Source organism: Desulfovibrio sp. (genome assembly GCF_041907885.1).
GTDB lineage: Bacteria > Desulfobacterota > Desulfovibrionia > Desulfovibrionales > Desulfovibrionaceae > Desulfovibrio.
Genome location: NZ_JAYRGM010000005.1, coordinates 67426 through 83472 on the forward strand (window position 1 = coordinate 67426; position 16047 = coordinate 83472).

At 61.3% G+C, this 16047-nt stretch carries 16 protein-coding genes; 9 read left to right on the forward strand and 7 right to left on the reverse strand.

Annotation, left to right across the window (positions count from 1 at the left end; genetic code table 11):
* Nucleotides 1-62: 62 nt before the first annotated feature.
* The 6 genes from ACE3NW_RS04750 to ACE3NW_RS04775 all read left to right on the forward strand — a co-directional run bounded on the left by ACE3NW_RS04750 (nt 63) and on the right by ACE3NW_RS04775 (nt 7823).
* A complete protein-coding gene (locus tag ACE3NW_RS04750) occupies nt 63-1244 on the forward strand; it encodes an aminotransferase class I/II-fold pyridoxal phosphate-dependent enzyme (RefSeq protein WP_374280909.1) in 1182 nt (393 codons plus the stop codon).
* Between the two features lie 376 nt (nt 1245-1620).
* Complete coding sequence (locus tag ACE3NW_RS04755; protein ID WP_374281085.1) at nt 1621-2952, forward strand: homoserine dehydrogenase; 1332 nt, start codon at nt 1621-1623, stop codon at nt 2950-2952.
* On the forward strand, nt 2949-4136 hold the full coding sequence (locus ACE3NW_RS04760; protein ID WP_374280911.1) for an ATP-grasp domain-containing protein: 1188 nt from the start codon (nt 2949-2951) through the stop codon (nt 4134-4136). The genes ACE3NW_RS04755 and ACE3NW_RS04760 overlap by 4 nt, the downstream gene beginning before the upstream one ends.
* 7 nt (nt 4137-4143) lie before the next feature.
* Nucleotides 4144-4557, forward strand: a complete 414-nt coding sequence (locus ACE3NW_RS04765; protein WP_374280913.1) for a secondary thiamine-phosphate synthase enzyme YjbQ — start codon at nt 4144-4146, stop codon at nt 4555-4557.
* A 57-nt stretch (nt 4558-4614) separates the two neighbouring features.
* Nucleotides 4615-6303: a cation:proton antiporter gene (locus ACE3NW_RS04770; protein WP_374280915.1), complete on the forward strand. Its 1689-nt coding sequence runs from the start codon at nt 4615-4617 to the stop codon at nt 6301-6303.
* A gap of 260 nt (nt 6304-6563) precedes the next feature.
* Nucleotides 6564-7823 carry a DNA polymerase IV gene (locus tag ACE3NW_RS04775; RefSeq protein WP_374280917.1) on the forward strand — a complete coding sequence of 420 codons (1260 nt, stop codon included), beginning with the start codon at nt 6564-6566 and terminating at the stop codon, nt 7821-7823.
* 13 nt (nt 7824-7836) lie between these two features.
* Here the strand turns inward: ACE3NW_RS04775 and ACE3NW_RS04780 are convergent, their stop codons facing one another.
* The gene (locus tag ACE3NW_RS04780) at nt 7837-8601 is read right to left on the reverse strand and encodes a TlyA family RNA methyltransferase (RefSeq protein ID WP_374280919.1); all 765 of its coding nucleotides are present in this window, start codon (nt 8599-8601) and stop codon (nt 7837-7839) included.
* 318 nt (nt 8602-8919) lie between these two features.
* On the opposite strand from ACE3NW_RS04780, the gene rpmE reads away from it, so the two are divergent.
* The 3 genes from rpmE to prfA all read left to right on the forward strand — a co-directional run bounded on the left by rpmE (nt 8920) and on the right by prfA (nt 11433).
* Complete coding sequence (rpmE, locus tag ACE3NW_RS04785; protein ID WP_374280921.1) at nt 8920-9129, forward strand: 50S ribosomal protein L31; 210 nt, start codon at nt 8920-8922, stop codon at nt 9127-9129.
* A 172-nt stretch (nt 9130-9301) separates the two neighbouring features.
* On the forward strand, nt 9302-10216 hold the full coding sequence (locus ACE3NW_RS04790) for a DUF1385 domain-containing protein (protein WP_374281087.1): 915 nt from the start codon (nt 9302-9304) through the stop codon (nt 10214-10216).
* 146 nt (nt 10217-10362) lie between these two features.
* Nucleotides 10363-11433, forward strand: coding sequence for a peptide chain release factor 1 (gene prfA, locus ACE3NW_RS04795; RefSeq protein WP_374280923.1), 1071 nt, complete (start codon nt 10363-10365; stop codon nt 11431-11433).
* 90 nt (nt 11434-11523) lie between these two features.
* Here prfA and ureG read toward each other — a convergent pair whose 3' ends face one another.
* The 6 genes from ureG to ACE3NW_RS04825 all read right to left on the reverse strand — a co-directional run bounded on the left by ureG (nt 11524) and on the right by ACE3NW_RS04825 (nt 16017).
* On the reverse strand, nt 11524-12153 hold the full coding sequence (gene ureG, locus ACE3NW_RS04800) for an urease accessory protein UreG (RefSeq protein WP_374280925.1): 630 nt from the start codon (nt 12151-12153) through the stop codon (nt 11524-11526).
* A 4-nt stretch (nt 12154-12157) separates the two neighbouring features.
* The gene (locus tag ACE3NW_RS04805) at nt 12158-12997 is read right to left on the reverse strand and encodes an urease accessory protein UreF (protein ID WP_374280927.1); all 840 of its coding nucleotides are present in this window, start codon (nt 12995-12997) and stop codon (nt 12158-12160) included.
* Nucleotides 12990-13433, reverse strand: coding sequence for an urease accessory protein UreE (gene ureE, locus ACE3NW_RS04810; RefSeq protein ID WP_374280929.1), 444 nt, complete (start codon nt 13431-13433; stop codon nt 12990-12992). Before ureE ends, ACE3NW_RS04805 begins: the two co-directional genes overlap by 8 nt.
* Nucleotides 13434-13599: 166 nt before the next feature.
* Complete coding sequence (gene ureC / locus ACE3NW_RS04815; protein ID WP_374280931.1) at nt 13600-15321, reverse strand: urease subunit alpha; 1722 nt, start codon at nt 15319-15321, stop codon at nt 13600-13602.
* Nucleotides 15318-15659 carry an urease subunit beta gene (locus ACE3NW_RS04820; RefSeq protein WP_374280934.1) on the reverse strand — a complete coding sequence of 114 codons (342 nt, stop codon included), beginning with the start codon at nt 15657-15659 and terminating at the stop codon, nt 15318-15320. Before ACE3NW_RS04820 ends, ureC begins: the two co-directional genes overlap by 4 nt.
* 55 nt (nt 15660-15714) lie before the next feature.
* Nucleotides 15715-16017, reverse strand: a complete 303-nt coding sequence (locus ACE3NW_RS04825) for an urease subunit gamma (protein ID WP_374280936.1) — start codon at nt 16015-16017, stop codon at nt 15715-15717.
* Nucleotides 16018-16047 lie beyond the last annotated feature (30 nt).

Below are 16047 nucleotides of genomic sequence, written 5' to 3' on the forward strand. Positions count from 1 at the left end.
CGTGACCTTGCCGCGGTTACACAGGAAAGACTGCATGTCGATCAACTTAGGAGCTATCAGACATGGAAGAGTTTTCGCGGATTCGCCGCCTCCCCCCCTACGTTTTTGCGGTGGTGGGAGACCTTAAAATGCGGCTGCGTCGGCAGAATATCGACATCGTGGACTTCAGCATGGGCAATCCGGACATAGCAACGCCCGCACCCATCGTCGACAAGCTTGTTGAGGCAGCACAAAAGCCGGTGAACCACCGCTACTCGCTTTCGCGCGGTATTCCGAACCTGCGCAAAGCCATTTGTGATCGCTATGCACGCCATTACGGCGTGCAGCTCGACCCCGACAGCGAAGCCATCGTCACCCTGGGTTCCAAGGAAGGCCTCGCCCACCTTTCGCTGGCCATTCTTGAGCCCGGCGATGTGGTGCTTGCGCCCGACCCCACCTACCCCATCCACAAGTACGCACCCATCATTGCCGGCGCAGATGTGCGCAGCGTGCCCATTGGCCCTGGCCGCAATTTTTTTGAAGATCTCGAGGCTGCCATGCGTCAGGCCTGGCCCAAGCCCAAGGTTCTTTTTATCTGCTACCCGCACAACCCCACCACCGAGGTGACGGATCTGGAATTCTTCCAGAAGATTGTTGATTTCGCCAAGGAAAACAACATCTGGGTTGTACACGACCTGGCCTACGCCGACCTGGTGTTTGACGGCTACAAGGCCCCCAGCTTCTTGCAGGCCAAGGGTGCCAAGGACGTGGGCGTGGAATTCTACTCCCTGTCCAAAAGCTATTCCATGCCCGGCTGGCGCGTGGGTTTTGCCGTGGGCAACAAAGACCTTATCCACGCCCTTGCACGCATCAAGAGCTATCTCGACTACGGCATGTTCCAGCCCATCCAGATTGCCTCTACCGTGGCCCTCAACGGCCCGGAAGATTGCGTCCACCAGATCCGCGACGTGTATCAGGAACGGCGCGACCGCCTCATCGAAGGTCTGAACCGCATCGGTTGGGAAACCCCCTCGCCCAAGGCAACCATGTTTGTGTGGGCGCACATTCCCGAACCCTTCCGCAAGATGGGCTCTGTGGAATTTTCCAAGCTGCTGTTGCAGGAAGCCCATGTGGCCGTTTCGCCGGGTCTTGGCTTTGGCTCGTACGGCGACGAATACGTGCGCTTTGCCCTGATCGAAAACGAGCACCGCACGCGGCAGGCCATCAGCAGTATGCGGCGGCTGTTGTCGGGCGTCTCCGACTAGCCATCCGCGCCTTTTTGCTTGCGGCTGCGTCAGGCGGTCTTTTTATTTCGGTCGAGTACCGTCAGAGTACACTCTCTGCATAAAAAGCCCGCCTTTCTGGCCGCAAAGCAAAAAATCGCAGGATGGAAAAACTGTTTGAAAGCATCTTTTGCCCCCTGGACAGCGTCAACAGCCCGTTTTCTTTGCCAGGGAACAAAATCTCGCTTTAAAAAGCCGTTTTTCGGGCGGAATGAAGCGAGGTCAGAATAACTGAAATCGGCGGGGTCGGGAGTATTTCCGGCCCCGCCGCAGCAACCATAAGGCCGCACACGGCCAACAACCGCGCAGGCCCGCGGCGGACAGACCGGGGTTAGGCAGCAGATCTGGAGGCGACATGATGAAGAACAGCGAAAAACCCCTGGTAGTGGGCCTTGCGGGATTTGGTACGGTGGGCGGCGGCCTTGTGCGTCTGCTTGACGAAAACGCCGACCTTATCCGCCGCCGTTGCGGGCGTGCCATCGTGCTCAAAAAGGTGCTGGTGCGCAACGCCACCAAGGCCCGCAGCGCCCAGCTGCCCGCCGGAACAGAGCTGACCACAGATTACCGCGCCCTTACGGATGATCCTGAAATCGACGTGCTGGTGGAACTGATCGGCGGCATCGACAATGCCCGCACCATCATCGACCGCGCCCTTGACCAGGGCAAACATATTGTCACCGCCAACAAGGCCCTGCTGGCCGAAGAAGGCCTTGCCCTGTTCCAGAAGGCCGACCGCAAAAAGCGCATCTTGCGCTACGAGGCCAGCGTGGCCGGGGCCATCCCCATTGTGGAAACCCTGAAGGAAAGCCTCACGGGCAACCGCATTGAATCGCTCATGGGCATTCTCAACGGCACGAGCAACTATATTTTGTCCGAGATGACCAGCAACGGCATGGATTTTGACGTTGCGCTCAAGCAGGCCCAGCAGCTGGGCTATGCCGAGGCCGACCCCACCCTGGACATTGACGGCCACGATGCCGCCCACAAGCTCATTTTGCTCATCCGTCTGGCCTACGGGGTACACTACCCCTATACGGCCCTTTCGGTGCGCGGCATTCGCGGGCTTTCGGGCATGGATATCCGCCTTGCGCGAGAATTTGGCTACCGCATCAAGCTCATCGGCCAGGTGCGCGAAGTTCGCAACGCCGAGGGCAACGAGGGCGAGGATGCTATCCGCCTTGAAGCCGGGGTGTTTCCTGCCCTTGTGTACCACAAGTTTTTGCTGGCCCGCGTGGGCGGCGTGTACAATGCCGTGCGCGTGGACGCCAACGCCTCCGGCCCGCTGTTTTTCCATGGCCGTGGCGCGGGCGATCTGCCCACTGCCGGGGCCGTGCTTGGCGATCTGCTGGCCGTTGCCCGCGACGAGCGGCCCAACAACACCGGCTTTGTCAACAAGGAACTGCCCAAGGCTTCCATTGTGCCGCCGGAGGAATGGCGTTCGTGCTACTATGTGCGCGTCATGGTGCAGGATACCCCCGGTGTGCTGCGCGATCTTTCCGGCTGCATGGCCGCCGAGGGCATCAGCATGGCCCAGGTTATCCAGAAGAGCGACGAGGGCAACGGCGTGCCGCTGGTCTTCATGACCCACGAAACCACGGCCCGCGCCATGAGCGATGCGCTTCAGCGCACCATGGACGCAGGCCTGCTCAAGGAACCTGCGGTGTACTTCCGCGTGTTGGGAGGAGCATGATACTTTTCGACGAACCATATGTCTCGCCAGAGTTGCTCGATTACGCGGCAGCACGGCGGGAACCGGTGCTCGACAATGCCGTGGCGCGGGACTTGTCCCGCGCCCGCGCGCTTTCTGGGGCTGACCCCCTCAACCTCGTGCCAGAAGCCGAATTTGCGGCCCTGTGCCGATCAGGCGAGGCGGGGGGCGAGCCCCCGCGCATCTACACCTGTTCCGAAAATTCGCTGGCCTGGGTGAGCGCGCATGTGGACAATCCCCAGCTTGTGGGCAGCATTGAAAAGCTCAAAAACAAGGCCCTGACCCGCGAGCTGCTGCGCCCCCTCTACGGTGACTATTTTTACCGCAGGCTCAGCCTCGACAGCCTGCGCACTCTGCCCTTCGAGGAGCTGCGCCTGCCCTGCGTGGTCAAGCCCTCTGTGGGGTTTTTCAGCCTTGGGGTGCGCATTGTGCGTGACCGGGCAGACTGGCAGGCCGCGCTGGCCGCCATTGAGCACGAGGCCGCAAGCTGGCGCGAGCAGTACCCCGACAGCGTGGTGGACAGCGAAGACTGGCTTATCGAAGAATATATCGACGGCGATGAATACGCCGTGGACGTGTACTTTGACGCGCAGGGGCAGGCCGTTATCTGCAATATCCTGCGGCACGAATTTGCCTCTGCCTCGGACGTGAGCGACCGCCTGTACTACACCGGCGCTTCTGTGGTGCAAGCTCATCTTGCGGAATTTGAGGCATGGTTCAACCGCGTCAATGCCCTGCTGGGCCTGCGCAATTTTCCCACCCATGTGGAGCTGCGCCGCGATGCGCAGGGCCGCATACGGCCCATCGAGTTCAACGCCCTGCGCTTTGCGGGCTGGTGCTGCACCGATATTACCCTGTTTGCCTGGGGCTTCCATTCCTACGGCTGTTTTCTTGAAGGGCGGCGGCCAGACTGGCAAAAGGTGCTGGCTGGGCGCGAGGGCAAGCTGTACACCCTTATCGTGCTCAACAAGCCCGAAAACTGCCCGCCCGTGCGCAGCTTTGACTACGAGGCCCTGAGCCGGGGCTTTGGCCGCGTGCTGCATGTGCGCAAGAGCGATTTCACACGCTACGGCCTGTTCGGTTTTCTGTTTACCGAAACGCCCGAAAACGCGCGGCAGGAGCTGGACAGCATAGCCCGCTCCGATCTGCTGGAATTCACAAGCTGAGGCAGCCGTGGAACACCTTGAAATAAGCACCCGCAGCCGCTGCGAGATGGTGGACATAACGGCGGAGCTGCGCGCGCTGGTACGCCGCAAGGCCGCCGATGGCCGCTGGCAGAGCGGCGCCCTGGGCCTGTTTTGCCCGCACACCACCTGTGGGCTCACGGTCAACGAAGGGGCAGACCCAGACGTCAAGCGCGACATGCTGGCCTTTTTCAGCCGCCTTGCCCCGGAAAACGGCGATTACCGCCATGCCGAGGGTAACAGCGATGCCCACATAAAAACCACTCTGCACGGCCCCTCGCTGTTGCTGCTGGTGGAAAAGGGCGAGTTGTGCCTTGGCACATGGCAATCTGTATATCTGTGCGAGGGCGATGGCCCCCGCCGCCGCACCCTGTGGCTGCAATGGCTGAAGTCCGAAGATTGACGAGGGCATTCAGCTGCTTGCGGCCTGCTTTTGGGCGGCCCATAAGGAGCAACGTTCATGCCCCATGACATAAATCTTATTCTCACGCTAGCCGGGGGGCTTTCTGCCGCTCTGGTTCTTGGATTCATCACCCAGAAACTGCGTCTTTCGCCCCTTGTGGGCTATCTGCTGGCGGGCATCATTGTGGGGCCGCATTCGCCCGGTTTTGTGGCCGATGCTTCCACCGCCGCCCAGTGCGCCGAAATTGGCGTCATTCTGCTGATGTTTGGCGTGGGTTTGCATTTTCATCTCAAAGACCTGCTGGCCGTGGGGGCCATTGCCACTGGCGGCGCTGTGGCCCAGATTTCGCTGGCAACGCTTGCCAGCATGGGGCTGCTGCACCTGTTTGGCTTCAGCTTTTTTTCTGGCGCGGTGTACGGCATGGCCATTGCCGTTGCCAGCACCGTGGTGCTTACCCGCGTGCTGGCCGACAACCACGATCTGCACAATCCCACCGGGCATGTGGCCCTGGGATGGCTGGTGGTGGAAGACATCTTTACCATCCTGCTGCTGGTGCTGCTGCCCTCGGTGTTGTCGCCGGGCGGCGAATTCTGGAGCGCCCTGGGCATGACCCTGCTTAAGCTGGCCGCACTCTCGGCCTTTACTCTGGTGGCGGGGCAAAAGCTGATTCCCCTGTTTTTGGGCTATGTGGCCCGCACGGGAACCCGCGACCTGTTCACTCTGGCCGTGCTGGCCCTGGCCCTTGGCATTGCCGTGGCGGCTGCGGAGTTTTTTGGCGCATCCATGGCGCTTGGCGCGTTCTTGGCGGGCATGGTGGTGGGGCAGTCCGAATTCAGCGCCCGCGCCGCTGCCGAGGCTCTGCCCCTGCGCGATGCCTTTGCCGTGCTGTTCTTTGTTTCTGTGGGCATGCTGTTTGATCCGGCCTCGCTGGTGCAGGACTGGCCCCTCATGCTGGTGACGCTGCTGGTCATCATGGTGGTCAAGCCCCTTGGGGCGCTGCTGATGACAAGCCTGTTCCGCAAACCCGCAAGGCTGGGGCTGCCCGTGGCGGCGTCGCTGGCCCAGGTGGGCGAATTTTCGTTTATTCTGGCGGGCCTTGGCATCAGCCTGGGTGTTTTTGACCAGCGGGTCAACAACGCCCTTATCCCTGCGGCCATCATTTCCATCACACTCAATCCCATGCTCTACCGCAAGGCCAAGGAACTGGGCCAGCGGTGGGAAAAACGCACCCAGGGTGACAAGGCCACGCACGATGCCTGCATGGTTGTGCCGGGCGAGGACAGCCGCGCGCGGGTTGTGGTGGTGGGGTGCGGCCCTGTGGGCCGCAGCAGTTGCAGCATCTTGCAGCACAGCAGCATGCAGCCCGTGGTGGTGGAAATGAATATCGACACCGTGCGCCAGCTGCGCGGCGAAGGGCTGCCCGTGGTACACGGCGATGCCATGCAGGCCGAGGTGCTGCGCGAGGCCGGTCTGGAAAAGGCCGAAGCCCTGCTGCTGACATCGGCCAGTATTCCCGCTGGCGAAGTGACCCAGATAGCGCGTGCCGTGAATCCGCACGTGCGGATTCTGGCCCACACGGCCTTTGTGAGCGGGGCCAGGGCGCTGCGCGAATCGGGCGTGGATGCCGTGTTCAGCGGAGAGCGCGAGGTGGCTCTGGCCATGGCCGAATACCTGTTGCGTGATGCGGGTGCGCCAGAGGCCTATGTGCAGTCGGAGCTTGAACGTGTTCGCGAAAAGCTCGATTAGCCTTTGTTTAAAAAGCGTCTTTTGCCCTCTGGGCTGCGTCAAAGGCCCGGTTCAGTCCAGGGCTGTACCAGCATGTACTATCCCTGTCCTGAACCGGGCCTTTTCCTTGCCAGAGGACAAAATCCATCTTTTTAAACGTAGAATTAACGATGCACTAAATGCTATAGAATTAGCATGTTAACATGCTTGGTTGAAAATAATCAGAATAGAAGCGAATTCTCCGCCTTACCCCGCAGCAAACCAGCGCCCGGAATATTGCCATGATTATCCACATAGACATGGATGCATTTTTTGCATCGGTAGAGCAGATGGACGACCCCGCCCTGCGCGGCAAGCCCGTGATCGTGGGCGGTGAGCAGCGGGGTGTGGTTTCCACCTGTTCATACGAGGCGCGGGTTTTTGGGGTGCATTCTGCCATGCCCATGGCCACGGCCCGCAGGCTCTGCCCGCAGGCCATTGTGGTGCGCGGGCGGTACTCGCGCTATGCCGAGCTTTCGCAGGCCATCATGGCGGCGCTGGGCGAGTTTTCACCGCTGGTGGAACAGGCCAGCGTGGACGAGGCCTATGTGGACGGCACGGGGCTGGAGCGGCTTTTTGGTTCGCTTGAAGAGCTTGTGGCGCGCATGAAAGAACGCGTGCGCGAGGCCACCGGCGGGCTTACCTGTTCTGCCGGGGTTGCGCCGGTGAAGTTTCTGGCCAAGATATGCTCGGACATCAACAAGCCGGACGGTGTGTTCATTTTGCGGCAGGAGGAAGTGGACGACTTTCTGGCCACCCTGCCCGTGGGCAGGATTCCCGGTGTGGGCAAACGCATGGTGCAGAGTCTGCAAGGCCTGGGCGTGCGCACCGTGGGGCAGCTGCGCCGCTACAGCCAGGATTTTATGGTGCGCAAGTACGGCAAATGGGGCGGTGTGCTGTATGAGCGCGTACACGGGCGCGACCCGCGTGGCATTGAAACTGAGCGGGCCGCCAAGAGCGAGAGCGCCGAATGCACCTTTGGGCAGGATACGCGCGACCGCCAGTATATGCAGCGCATGCTGCTGGCCCATGCCGAGCGCGTGGGGGCCTCGCTGCGGCGGCACGGCTACCGGGGGCGCACGGTAACGCTCAAGGTCAAGTATGCGGATTTTAGCCAGATCACCCGGTCGCGCACCTTGCCAGAGGGTATCAATGCCACCGAAACCATTTTTGACGTGGGCTGTGACCTGTTGCGTGAACTGCCGTTGCCCCAGCCAGTAAGGCTCATCGGGCTTGGGGTTTCTGGCTTTGACGCGCCCGTGGCCCAGTTGCTGCTGCCCGGCGCGGTAAAGCCTGCCACGCAGGGGCTCGACCCGCACATTGAGGCGCGGCGGCAAAAACTGGATGCAGCTCTGGACGATCTGCGCAGCCGTTTTGGCAACAAGGCCGTGCAGCGGGGACGGCTGTTTACGCCCGCAGAAAAAAAGAGTGCCGCGCCTGCCCCCGGTGAAACCGAGAGTGCAGACGCGGCAGATACGGAAGATTCGGGTCGTACAGACTAGGCGCGTGCTGGGCCTAGGCCTGCCGCGCAAACAGGGCCATGTATTCCTGATTGCCCTTGGGGCCCTTGATGGCTGCGGGCAGCACGCCCTGACAGGCAAGGCCCAGATTGGCCTGGGTGAAGAGCAGTATCTTGTCCACGGCGCGCTGGCGGGCGGCTTCGTCGCGCACCACGCCCTTTACCGTTTCGCCGGGCCCCAGCTCGAACTGCGGCTTGATGAGTGTTGCCAGCATGCCTCCCGGCTTGAGCCAGGGCATGCACGAGGGCAGCACCAGGGTGAGCGAGATAAAGGAAACATCGGCCACCACCAGATCAACCATTTCGGGAATAAGGCTCTGGTCGGCATGGCGCAGGTTGACGCCCTCAAGGTTGACCACGCGCTCGTCGGCGCGCAGGCGCTCGTGCAGCTGGTTTTTTCCCACATCCACAGCGTAGACGCGTTTGGCTCCCCTTTGCAGCAGGCAGTCGGTGAATCCGCCGGTGGAAGCCCCGGCATCGAGGCACACAAAATCTGTGACATCAAGCCTGAAATGCTCAAGAATGGTCAACAGCTTGTAAGCGCCACGGCTCACGTAGCGCTCCGGCTCCAGCAGGGCAAAGACCGTGTCGGCGGCAAAAGGATGCCCCGGCTTGGGGACAACCTGTGGCGGTGCGCCGGGAACGGTCTGCTCAAGGATGATTTTGCCAGCCATGATGAGCCGGCGGGCCTGCTCGCGGCTTTCGGCAAGGCCCTGCTCAAAAACCAGCTGGTCGGCGCGTTGTCTGGGTAGTTTTGGCATGGGGGTCTTATATCCGCTTGGCGCGCCAACCACAAGCCGGGGCTGCACACAGGGCTGCCCGCCAGGTGCAGCCGGATACTGAGTTGGTAACTGTCATGAATGATGACATAAAATTGGTTAAAAAGTGCCGTCTGCCTTGCTTGCAACAAGCCGTGGCAGACCATTTATATCTAACCCTGCCCGCCGTACTTGCCAAAGCCGCAAAAGAGAGCTATATAGCTTGCCCTTGTGCGGCAATAAGCCGCGCCAAGGGTAAAACGCGCGGGCGTCCGCAATGCTTTTAAAGCCGGATTATGCCGCGTTCACGAGGTAGCTGCCATGAAAAATGATATCCATCCCAAAGTGTTCAACGCCACCATCACCTGCGCTTGCGGCAATGAAGAGCACGTGCTCTCCACCAAGGCCGAACAGGTTAACGTGGAAGTTTGCTCCGCTTGCCATCCGTTCTATACCGGCAAGCAGCGTTTTCTTGACACCGCTGGTCGTATTGACCGCTTCCGCAAGAAGTACGCCAAGTTTGACCAGTAGTAAGCAGGGGTCGGGCCTTTACCGGGATTCCAGCTCTGGCATGACGCCCGAAAGTTCGCGGCGGGCAGGCTTGCAGCAGACCGCGCCGCGCGCAAAGCGCGCGAGCGGTGTGTTGCGGCTTGCCCTCGCTCTTTTGAATGCGGAATGCGCCCCGGTGGGCGGGCAGGCCGTCATGGAAGGCGTGATGATGCGCCACGGTGATGTCTACGGGCTGGCAGTGCGCCAGGCCGATGGCGTCATTCGTGCCATGCGCTGCCCGTGGTTTTCGCTGACCCGTAGCCCCTGGCTCAAAAAGCCCTTTGTGCGCGGGTTTCCCGTGCTGCTGGAAACCCTGGTCAACGGCATCAAGGCGCTCAACCGCTCGGTTGAGGTGGTGGCCCAGAGCGAGCAGGAGGAAATCTCTGGCTGGCATCTGGTGCTGACCCTCGTCATGGCCTTGCTGATGGCAGTGGGGCTTTTTGTCGTTGTGCCGCATCTGCTTTCGGTGGGTATGCTGTGGCTGCGCCTGGGCGGTGATGTTGAAGGGCTTTCGTTCCATCTGTGGGACGGCTTTTTCAAATGCTGCATCTTCATGGGGTATATCAAGGCCATCTCGTATGTGCCTGATATCCGCCGTGTTTTTCAGTATCACGGGGCAGAGCACAAAACCATCCACGCCTATGAGGCCAGTGGTGATGTGGACGCTGCCGCCGCCATGGGCAAAAGCCGCCTGCACCCGCGCTGCGGAACCACGTTTCTGCTGTTTGTGATCAGTATTTCCATACTGCTGCACGCGGTGCTGGTTCCCCTGATGCTGCACCTCTACACGCCGCAGGGCGAGGTGGCCAAGCACGCCCTTACCGTTGCCGTAAAGCTGGTGCTGATGGTTCCCATAAGCGCACTGGCCTACGAGCTTATCCGCTATGCGGCCAAGCTGCCTGAAGGTTTTTGGGCAACAATTTTGCGTGCGCCCGGCCTGGCCTTGCAGAGGCTGACCACCTACGAGCCTGACGAAAGCCAGGTAGAGGTGGCCCTGGTGGCCCTGCGTGAAGCCCTTGGCCCGCAAGACGGTGCAAGGGTGCGCACGGTAGACTACACCACAGAATAGCCTTTTTTGCCGTCCTGCTGCGGCGGTTGTGGCGTGCGCCGCAACTGCGGCGGGTGTGCGGCAAGCCGGTGTGCCGTGCGGCCTTGTGGCAGGGTGCGCGCCCGTCATTTTTGTTTTTTCCGCCCACAGCGTGTTGGAGACACCATATGTTCGCCAAATTGGAAGGTCTGGAAAAGAAGTTCATCGAGCTGGAGCACTCCCTGGCCGAGCCCGACGTGTTCAACGATCAGGAACACTACCGCAAGCTCACCAAGGCCCACGCCGATCTGCGCGAAATAGTGGAAATGTACCGCCGCCACAGGGCATTGCTGCAAGAGCAGGCCGAAAACAAGCAGCTGCTGCGCGACGAAGACCCCGAAATGCGCGCGCTGGCTCAGGAAGATCTGCACCGCATCGAAGCCGAACTGCCCGAAGTGGAGCAGGAGCTCAAGCTGTTGCTGCTGCCCAAGGACCCGCTGGACGAAAAGAACACCATCCTTGAAATCCGTGCCGGTACGGGCGGTGAAGAAGCTGCCCTGTTTGCCGCCGACCTGTTCCGCATGTATTCGCGCTTTGCCGAAATAAAGGGCTGGAAGGTCGAGCTCATGAGCGAGTCGCCTTCTGATTCGGGCGGCTTCAAGGAAGTTATCTGCCTTATCAGCGGCACCAAGGTGTACAGCCAGCTCAAGTTTGAGGCTGGCACGCACCGCGTGCAGCGTGTGCCCGCCACCGAGGCGCAGGGCCGCATCCACACCTCTGCCGCCACCGTGGCCGTTATGCCCGAAGCGGAAGAAGTGGACGTGGAAATCCGGCCCGAAGATCTGCGTATTGATATTTACCGCGCTTCCGGCGCTGGCGGCCAGCACGTTAACAAGACGGAATCGGCGGTGCGCATCACACATCTGCCCACCAACACCGTTGTTACCTGTCAGGACGAACGCTCGCAGCACAAAAACAAGGCCCGCGCCATGAAGGTGCTGGCCTCGCGTATTCTGGCCGCAGAGCGTGAGCGGTATAATTCCGAAATTTCCGCTGACCGCAAGTCGCAGGTGGGGTCGGGCGACCGCTCCGAGCGCATCCGTACCTACAACTTCCCGCAGGGGCGTTGCACCGACCACCGCATAAACCTGACCCTGTACTCTCTGGAGCGCATCATGGAAGGCGAAATCCAGCCCCTGGTGGAAGCTCTGAGCACAGCGGCCCAGGCCGACGCGCTCAAGGCCGCAGCCACGGATTAAGCAGCCAGCTGTCAAATATCATTAAAAAAGCCCGCATAGCCATATGCGGGCTTTTTGCGTCAGCGGGGGTATGCCCTGCTGCAAGCAATTCTAAACGGCTTTTTCCGGCGGGCGCAGCATGCCCTCGCGGATGATAAAGGCGATAACGGCTTCGATGCCCGCGCCGGAAAGCATCTCGGTGAGCACATAGGGGCGTTCACCGCGCATGCGCCGCGTGTCGCGCTCCATGACATCAAGTGAGGCATGCACCATGGGCGCAAGGTCTACCTTGTTGATGATCAGCAGATCAGACTTGGTGATGCCGGGGCCGCCCTTGCGCGGAATCTTGTCGCCGCCACTCACGTCGATGACATAGATGGTGAGGTCGGCCAGTTCCGGGCTGAAGGTGGCGGAAAGGTTGTCGCCGCCGCTTTCCACCAGCACCAGCTCAAGGCCGGGATGCCGAGCCTGAAGCTCCTCGATGGCCTGAATGTTCATGGACGCGTCTTCGCGTATGGCGGTGTGCGGGCAGCCGCCCGTTTCAACGCCAAGGATACGGTCAGACTCAAGGGCGTTGTGCCGCAGCAGAAACTCTGCATCCTCGCGGGTATAGATGTCGTTGGTGACAACGGCCATGTTGTAGTGCTTGCGAAGACGCATGCACAGGTGGCGCAGCAGGGCCGTTTTTCCGGAACCCACCGGGCCGCCGACGCCCACTCGCAAACAGGGTCTGTTGGTCATGAGGTTAACTCCTGAAAAGTCGTGTATATTGTCGTTCGTGGCCCGCGCTGCACAGGGCAAGCCCCGGCAGGCTTGAGCCGATGTCTTCATCGGGCAGGGCCGTGGCCTGCGCCACTATTTGCGGCACTGCGGGCATAAATTCGAGCAGCAGTTTTTGGGCTGCTGTCTGGCCCAGAGGTACGGTTTTACAGGCCACAGCCACCTGGTTTTGCAGCCAGCTCCACACATAGGCGCAGGCCGCGTCCGTCCCTGCGTGCTGTTGGGCGGTAGGGTCGCAAAAAGGCTGCATGCTGCGCGCATGCTGGTCGAGCATCACGGCAGCCACGGCAAAGCAGGCGGTGTAGCCCGTGCATTCTGGCAAAGGCCAGTGTGGCAGCAGATTTTGATCCTGCAAGATGCGGCGCAATGCCCGGCCCATCTGGACTTCTTCCTGCCACAGCTCGCGGCTTTCGCGCCCCGCAAGCATAAGGGCATTCCAGCGGGCAAGAGCCTGCGCATCGGCCTTGCCAGCCGCGTCGTGCATGCGCAGCAACAGCGGCAGATCATTGCGGGCAAGCCCCAGCCGCAGCACTCCCCACAGCCAGCGGCGCACGCCATCGGCTGTATCCGCGTGGCCGCGCTCCACCGCTGCCGCCAGCCCCTGCGACCAGGCAAAACCGCCCACAGGCAGGGATTGCCCCGCCAGATAGAGCAGGGCGGTGAGGCCAAAATCTGGGCCTTGCCATGCATTGTGGCCACAGGCGCGGCCCACATGCTGCCCCGCCTGACCCTGCGGGCAGTCGGTCAAGACCTCTGCGCAGCCAGTTGGGCGGGCTTTTTTGCAAGCCTCGTCCTGTTCAGCCATGGCTGTGCCCGTGGCCGCCGTATGCGCCGCCCTCTGGCACAAAGGGCTGGCTTTCGTAGCGCAGGCGCAGGCCAAGGTTTTCTGCCAGCTCTTCAAGCACGTGGTCGGGCATGAAGCGCAGCCATTTGTGGCCCAGTTGCAGGGCCGCATGGCGGTTGCCAAGGTGGTAGCAGGCTCGGGCCAGAGTTTCCCAGTTGGGCGCAATGCCCGTTACCAGGGGCTCTGCTGCATTACGCACCACAGCCAGCACCTCTCCGGCACGCAGAATGTCCCCTTCGCGCAGCACCTGGCCACGCGTAAGAAACAGGCCTGCCTCTTCGCCGGTGTCGAGCCGCAGGCGCTGGCGGCATTTGCCGCGCTGTTCCCAGGTCAGGGTAAGGCTGAACGTGGGTTCCAGATTGGTGCGCTGCCCCATGTTTTCTGTAAATTCCAGCATGGCCGCTCCTTGGATTGTTGTCTGGAGGAATATAACTTTGAGAATGTGCATTCTCAAAGTTTCAAGACGCTCACTCCGGCGTCTTACGGCACAAGTTAATTGTGCCTACGCCTCCGTGGCGGACGTCAGCTTGCGCAGCCGATTGAGCAATTTCATATGAAATTGCTCAAAAAAGAAAATACCGCTGCGCCAGGGGCAGAACCTCTGCCGGTGCGCAGGTGAGAATTTCGCCGTCGGCGCGAACCTCGTAGGTTTGCGGGTTAACAGAAATGGCGGGCGTGGCGCTGTTGAGCAAAAGGTCGCTCTTGCACAGGGTGCGCGTGCCACGGCAGGACGAAAGGCCCCGCAGCAGACCCAGCTCGCGCAGCCGCCCCTCGCCGCCGTTTTCCATGAAGGCGCGCGAAACAAAGCTCAGGCTGGCGGCAGCCGCAGCCTGCCCCAGCGCGCCAAACATGGGCCGGTAGTGCATGGGCTGTGGCGTGGGAATGGAGGCATTGGCATCGCCCATGGGTGCGGCGGCAATCTGCCCGCCCTTGATGACCAGCGAGGGTTTTACGCCAAAGAAGGCGGGCTTCCACAGCACAAGATCGGCCAGCAGGCCTGGGGCCACAGCGCCGATGGCGTGCGAAAGACCGTGGGTAACAGCCGGGTTGCAGGTGTACTTGGCAAGATAGCGCCGCACGCGGAAGTTGTCGTTGCCACGGCCACGGTCTTCGGGCAGGGGGCCGCGTTGTACCTTCATCTTGTGGGCGGTCTGCCATGCGCGGGTGATCACCTCGCCCACGCGGCCCATGGCCTGCGAATCGGAAGAAATCATGGAAATGACGCCCATATCCTGCAAGATATCCTCGGCGGCGATGGTTTCGCGCCGGATGCGCGAATCGGCAAAGGCCGCGTCTTCGGGCAGGGAGGGGTTGAGGTGGTGGCAGACCATGAGCATGTCCAGGTGCTCGTCCACGGTGTTGACCGTATAGGGCCGGGTGGGATTGGTGGACGAGGGCAGCACGTTGGGCAGCGAGCAGGCCCGCAAGATGTCGGGCGCATGGCCGCCGCCAGCCCCCTCGGTGTGGTAGGTGTGGATGGTACGGCCACCAAAGGCAGCCAGGGTGTCTTCCACAAAGCCGCCCTCGTTGAGCGTATCTGTGTGGATGGCCACCTGAACATCGTATTCGTCGGCCACCGTAAGGCAGGTATCAATGGCCGCCGGGGTGGTTCCCCAGTCTTCGTGCAGTTTGAGGCCGCAGGCTCCGGCCTCCAGCTGTTCGCGCAGCGAATCGGGCAGGGCGGCATTGCCCTTGCCCAAAAAGCCAAAGTTCATGGGCAGGGCATCCGTGGCGGCCAGCATGCGTTCGAGATGCCAGGGGCCGGGCGTGCAGGTGGTGGCGTTTGTGCCCGTGGCCGGGCCCGTGCCGCCGCCCAGCATGGTGGTGATGCCGCTGGCAAGGGCTTCTTCCACCTGTTGCGGGCAGATAAAGTGGATGTGCGAATCCATGCCGCCAGCGGTGAGCAGGCAGCCCTCGCCCGCAATGATTTCTGTGCCGGGGCCAATGATCACGTCCACATCTGGCTGCACATCGGGGTTGCCCGCCTTGCCGATGGCGGCAATGCGCCCGTCGCGTATGCCCAGATCGGCCTTGATGATGCCCAGCGCCGCATCCATGATGATGGCATTGGTGATGACCGTGTCCATGGCTCCGTCGGCATTGCTGATCTGGCTCTGGCCCATGCCGTCGCGAATGACCTTGCCGCCGCCAAAGCAGACCTCGTCGCCGTAAACGGTGTGGTCGCGTTCAATTTCGATCCACAGCTCCGTATCGGCAAGGCGGATGCGGTCGCCCGTGGTGGGGCCGTAAAGTTCGGCATACTGGCTTCTGGGAATGCGGATCATGCTTTTTCCTCCCTGGGGGCGTTGGCATCAAGCGGCCCCATGATCTGACCGCGAAAGCCAAAAACGCGGCGCGAACCGGCATAGGGCACAAGGCGAACTTCGCGTTTCTGGCCCGGTTCAAAGCGCACGGCTGTTCCGGCGGGAATGTCGAGGCGCATGCCGCGCGCGGATTCGCGTGCAAAGGTCAGGGCAGGGTTTACCTCGTAAAAATGGTAGTGCGAGCCCACCTGAATAGGTCTGTCGCCGGTGTTGGAAACCTCCAGCACCACCTCTTGCCCTTCTGAAAGCGCATTGAGGGTTATCTCGCCCTCTGCAATATGAAATTCACCGGGAATCATGCTTCCCCCTTGCGTCTGCGTGTGGTTGCCGTGTGTGGCCTGTGGGCGGCCCTGATTACAGAATGGGGTCGTGGACGGTCACAAGCTTGGTGCCGTCGGGAAAGGTGGCCTCCACCTGTACCTCGTGGACCATTTCGGGCACGCCGTCCATAACGTCCTCGCGCGTGAGCAGATTGCGGCACGAACCCATGAGTTCGGCCACGCTTTGCCCGTCGCGCGCGCCCTCAAGCACCGCAAGGCTGATATAGGCCACGGCCTCTGGATAGTTGAGCTTGAGGCCGCGTGCCCTGCGCCTTTCTGCCAGCAGACCGGCGGTAAAGAGCAGCAGTTTGTCTTTTTCTCTGGGCAAAAGTTCCATAATGCCTCCAGTGTATGCGGTATGCCGCAG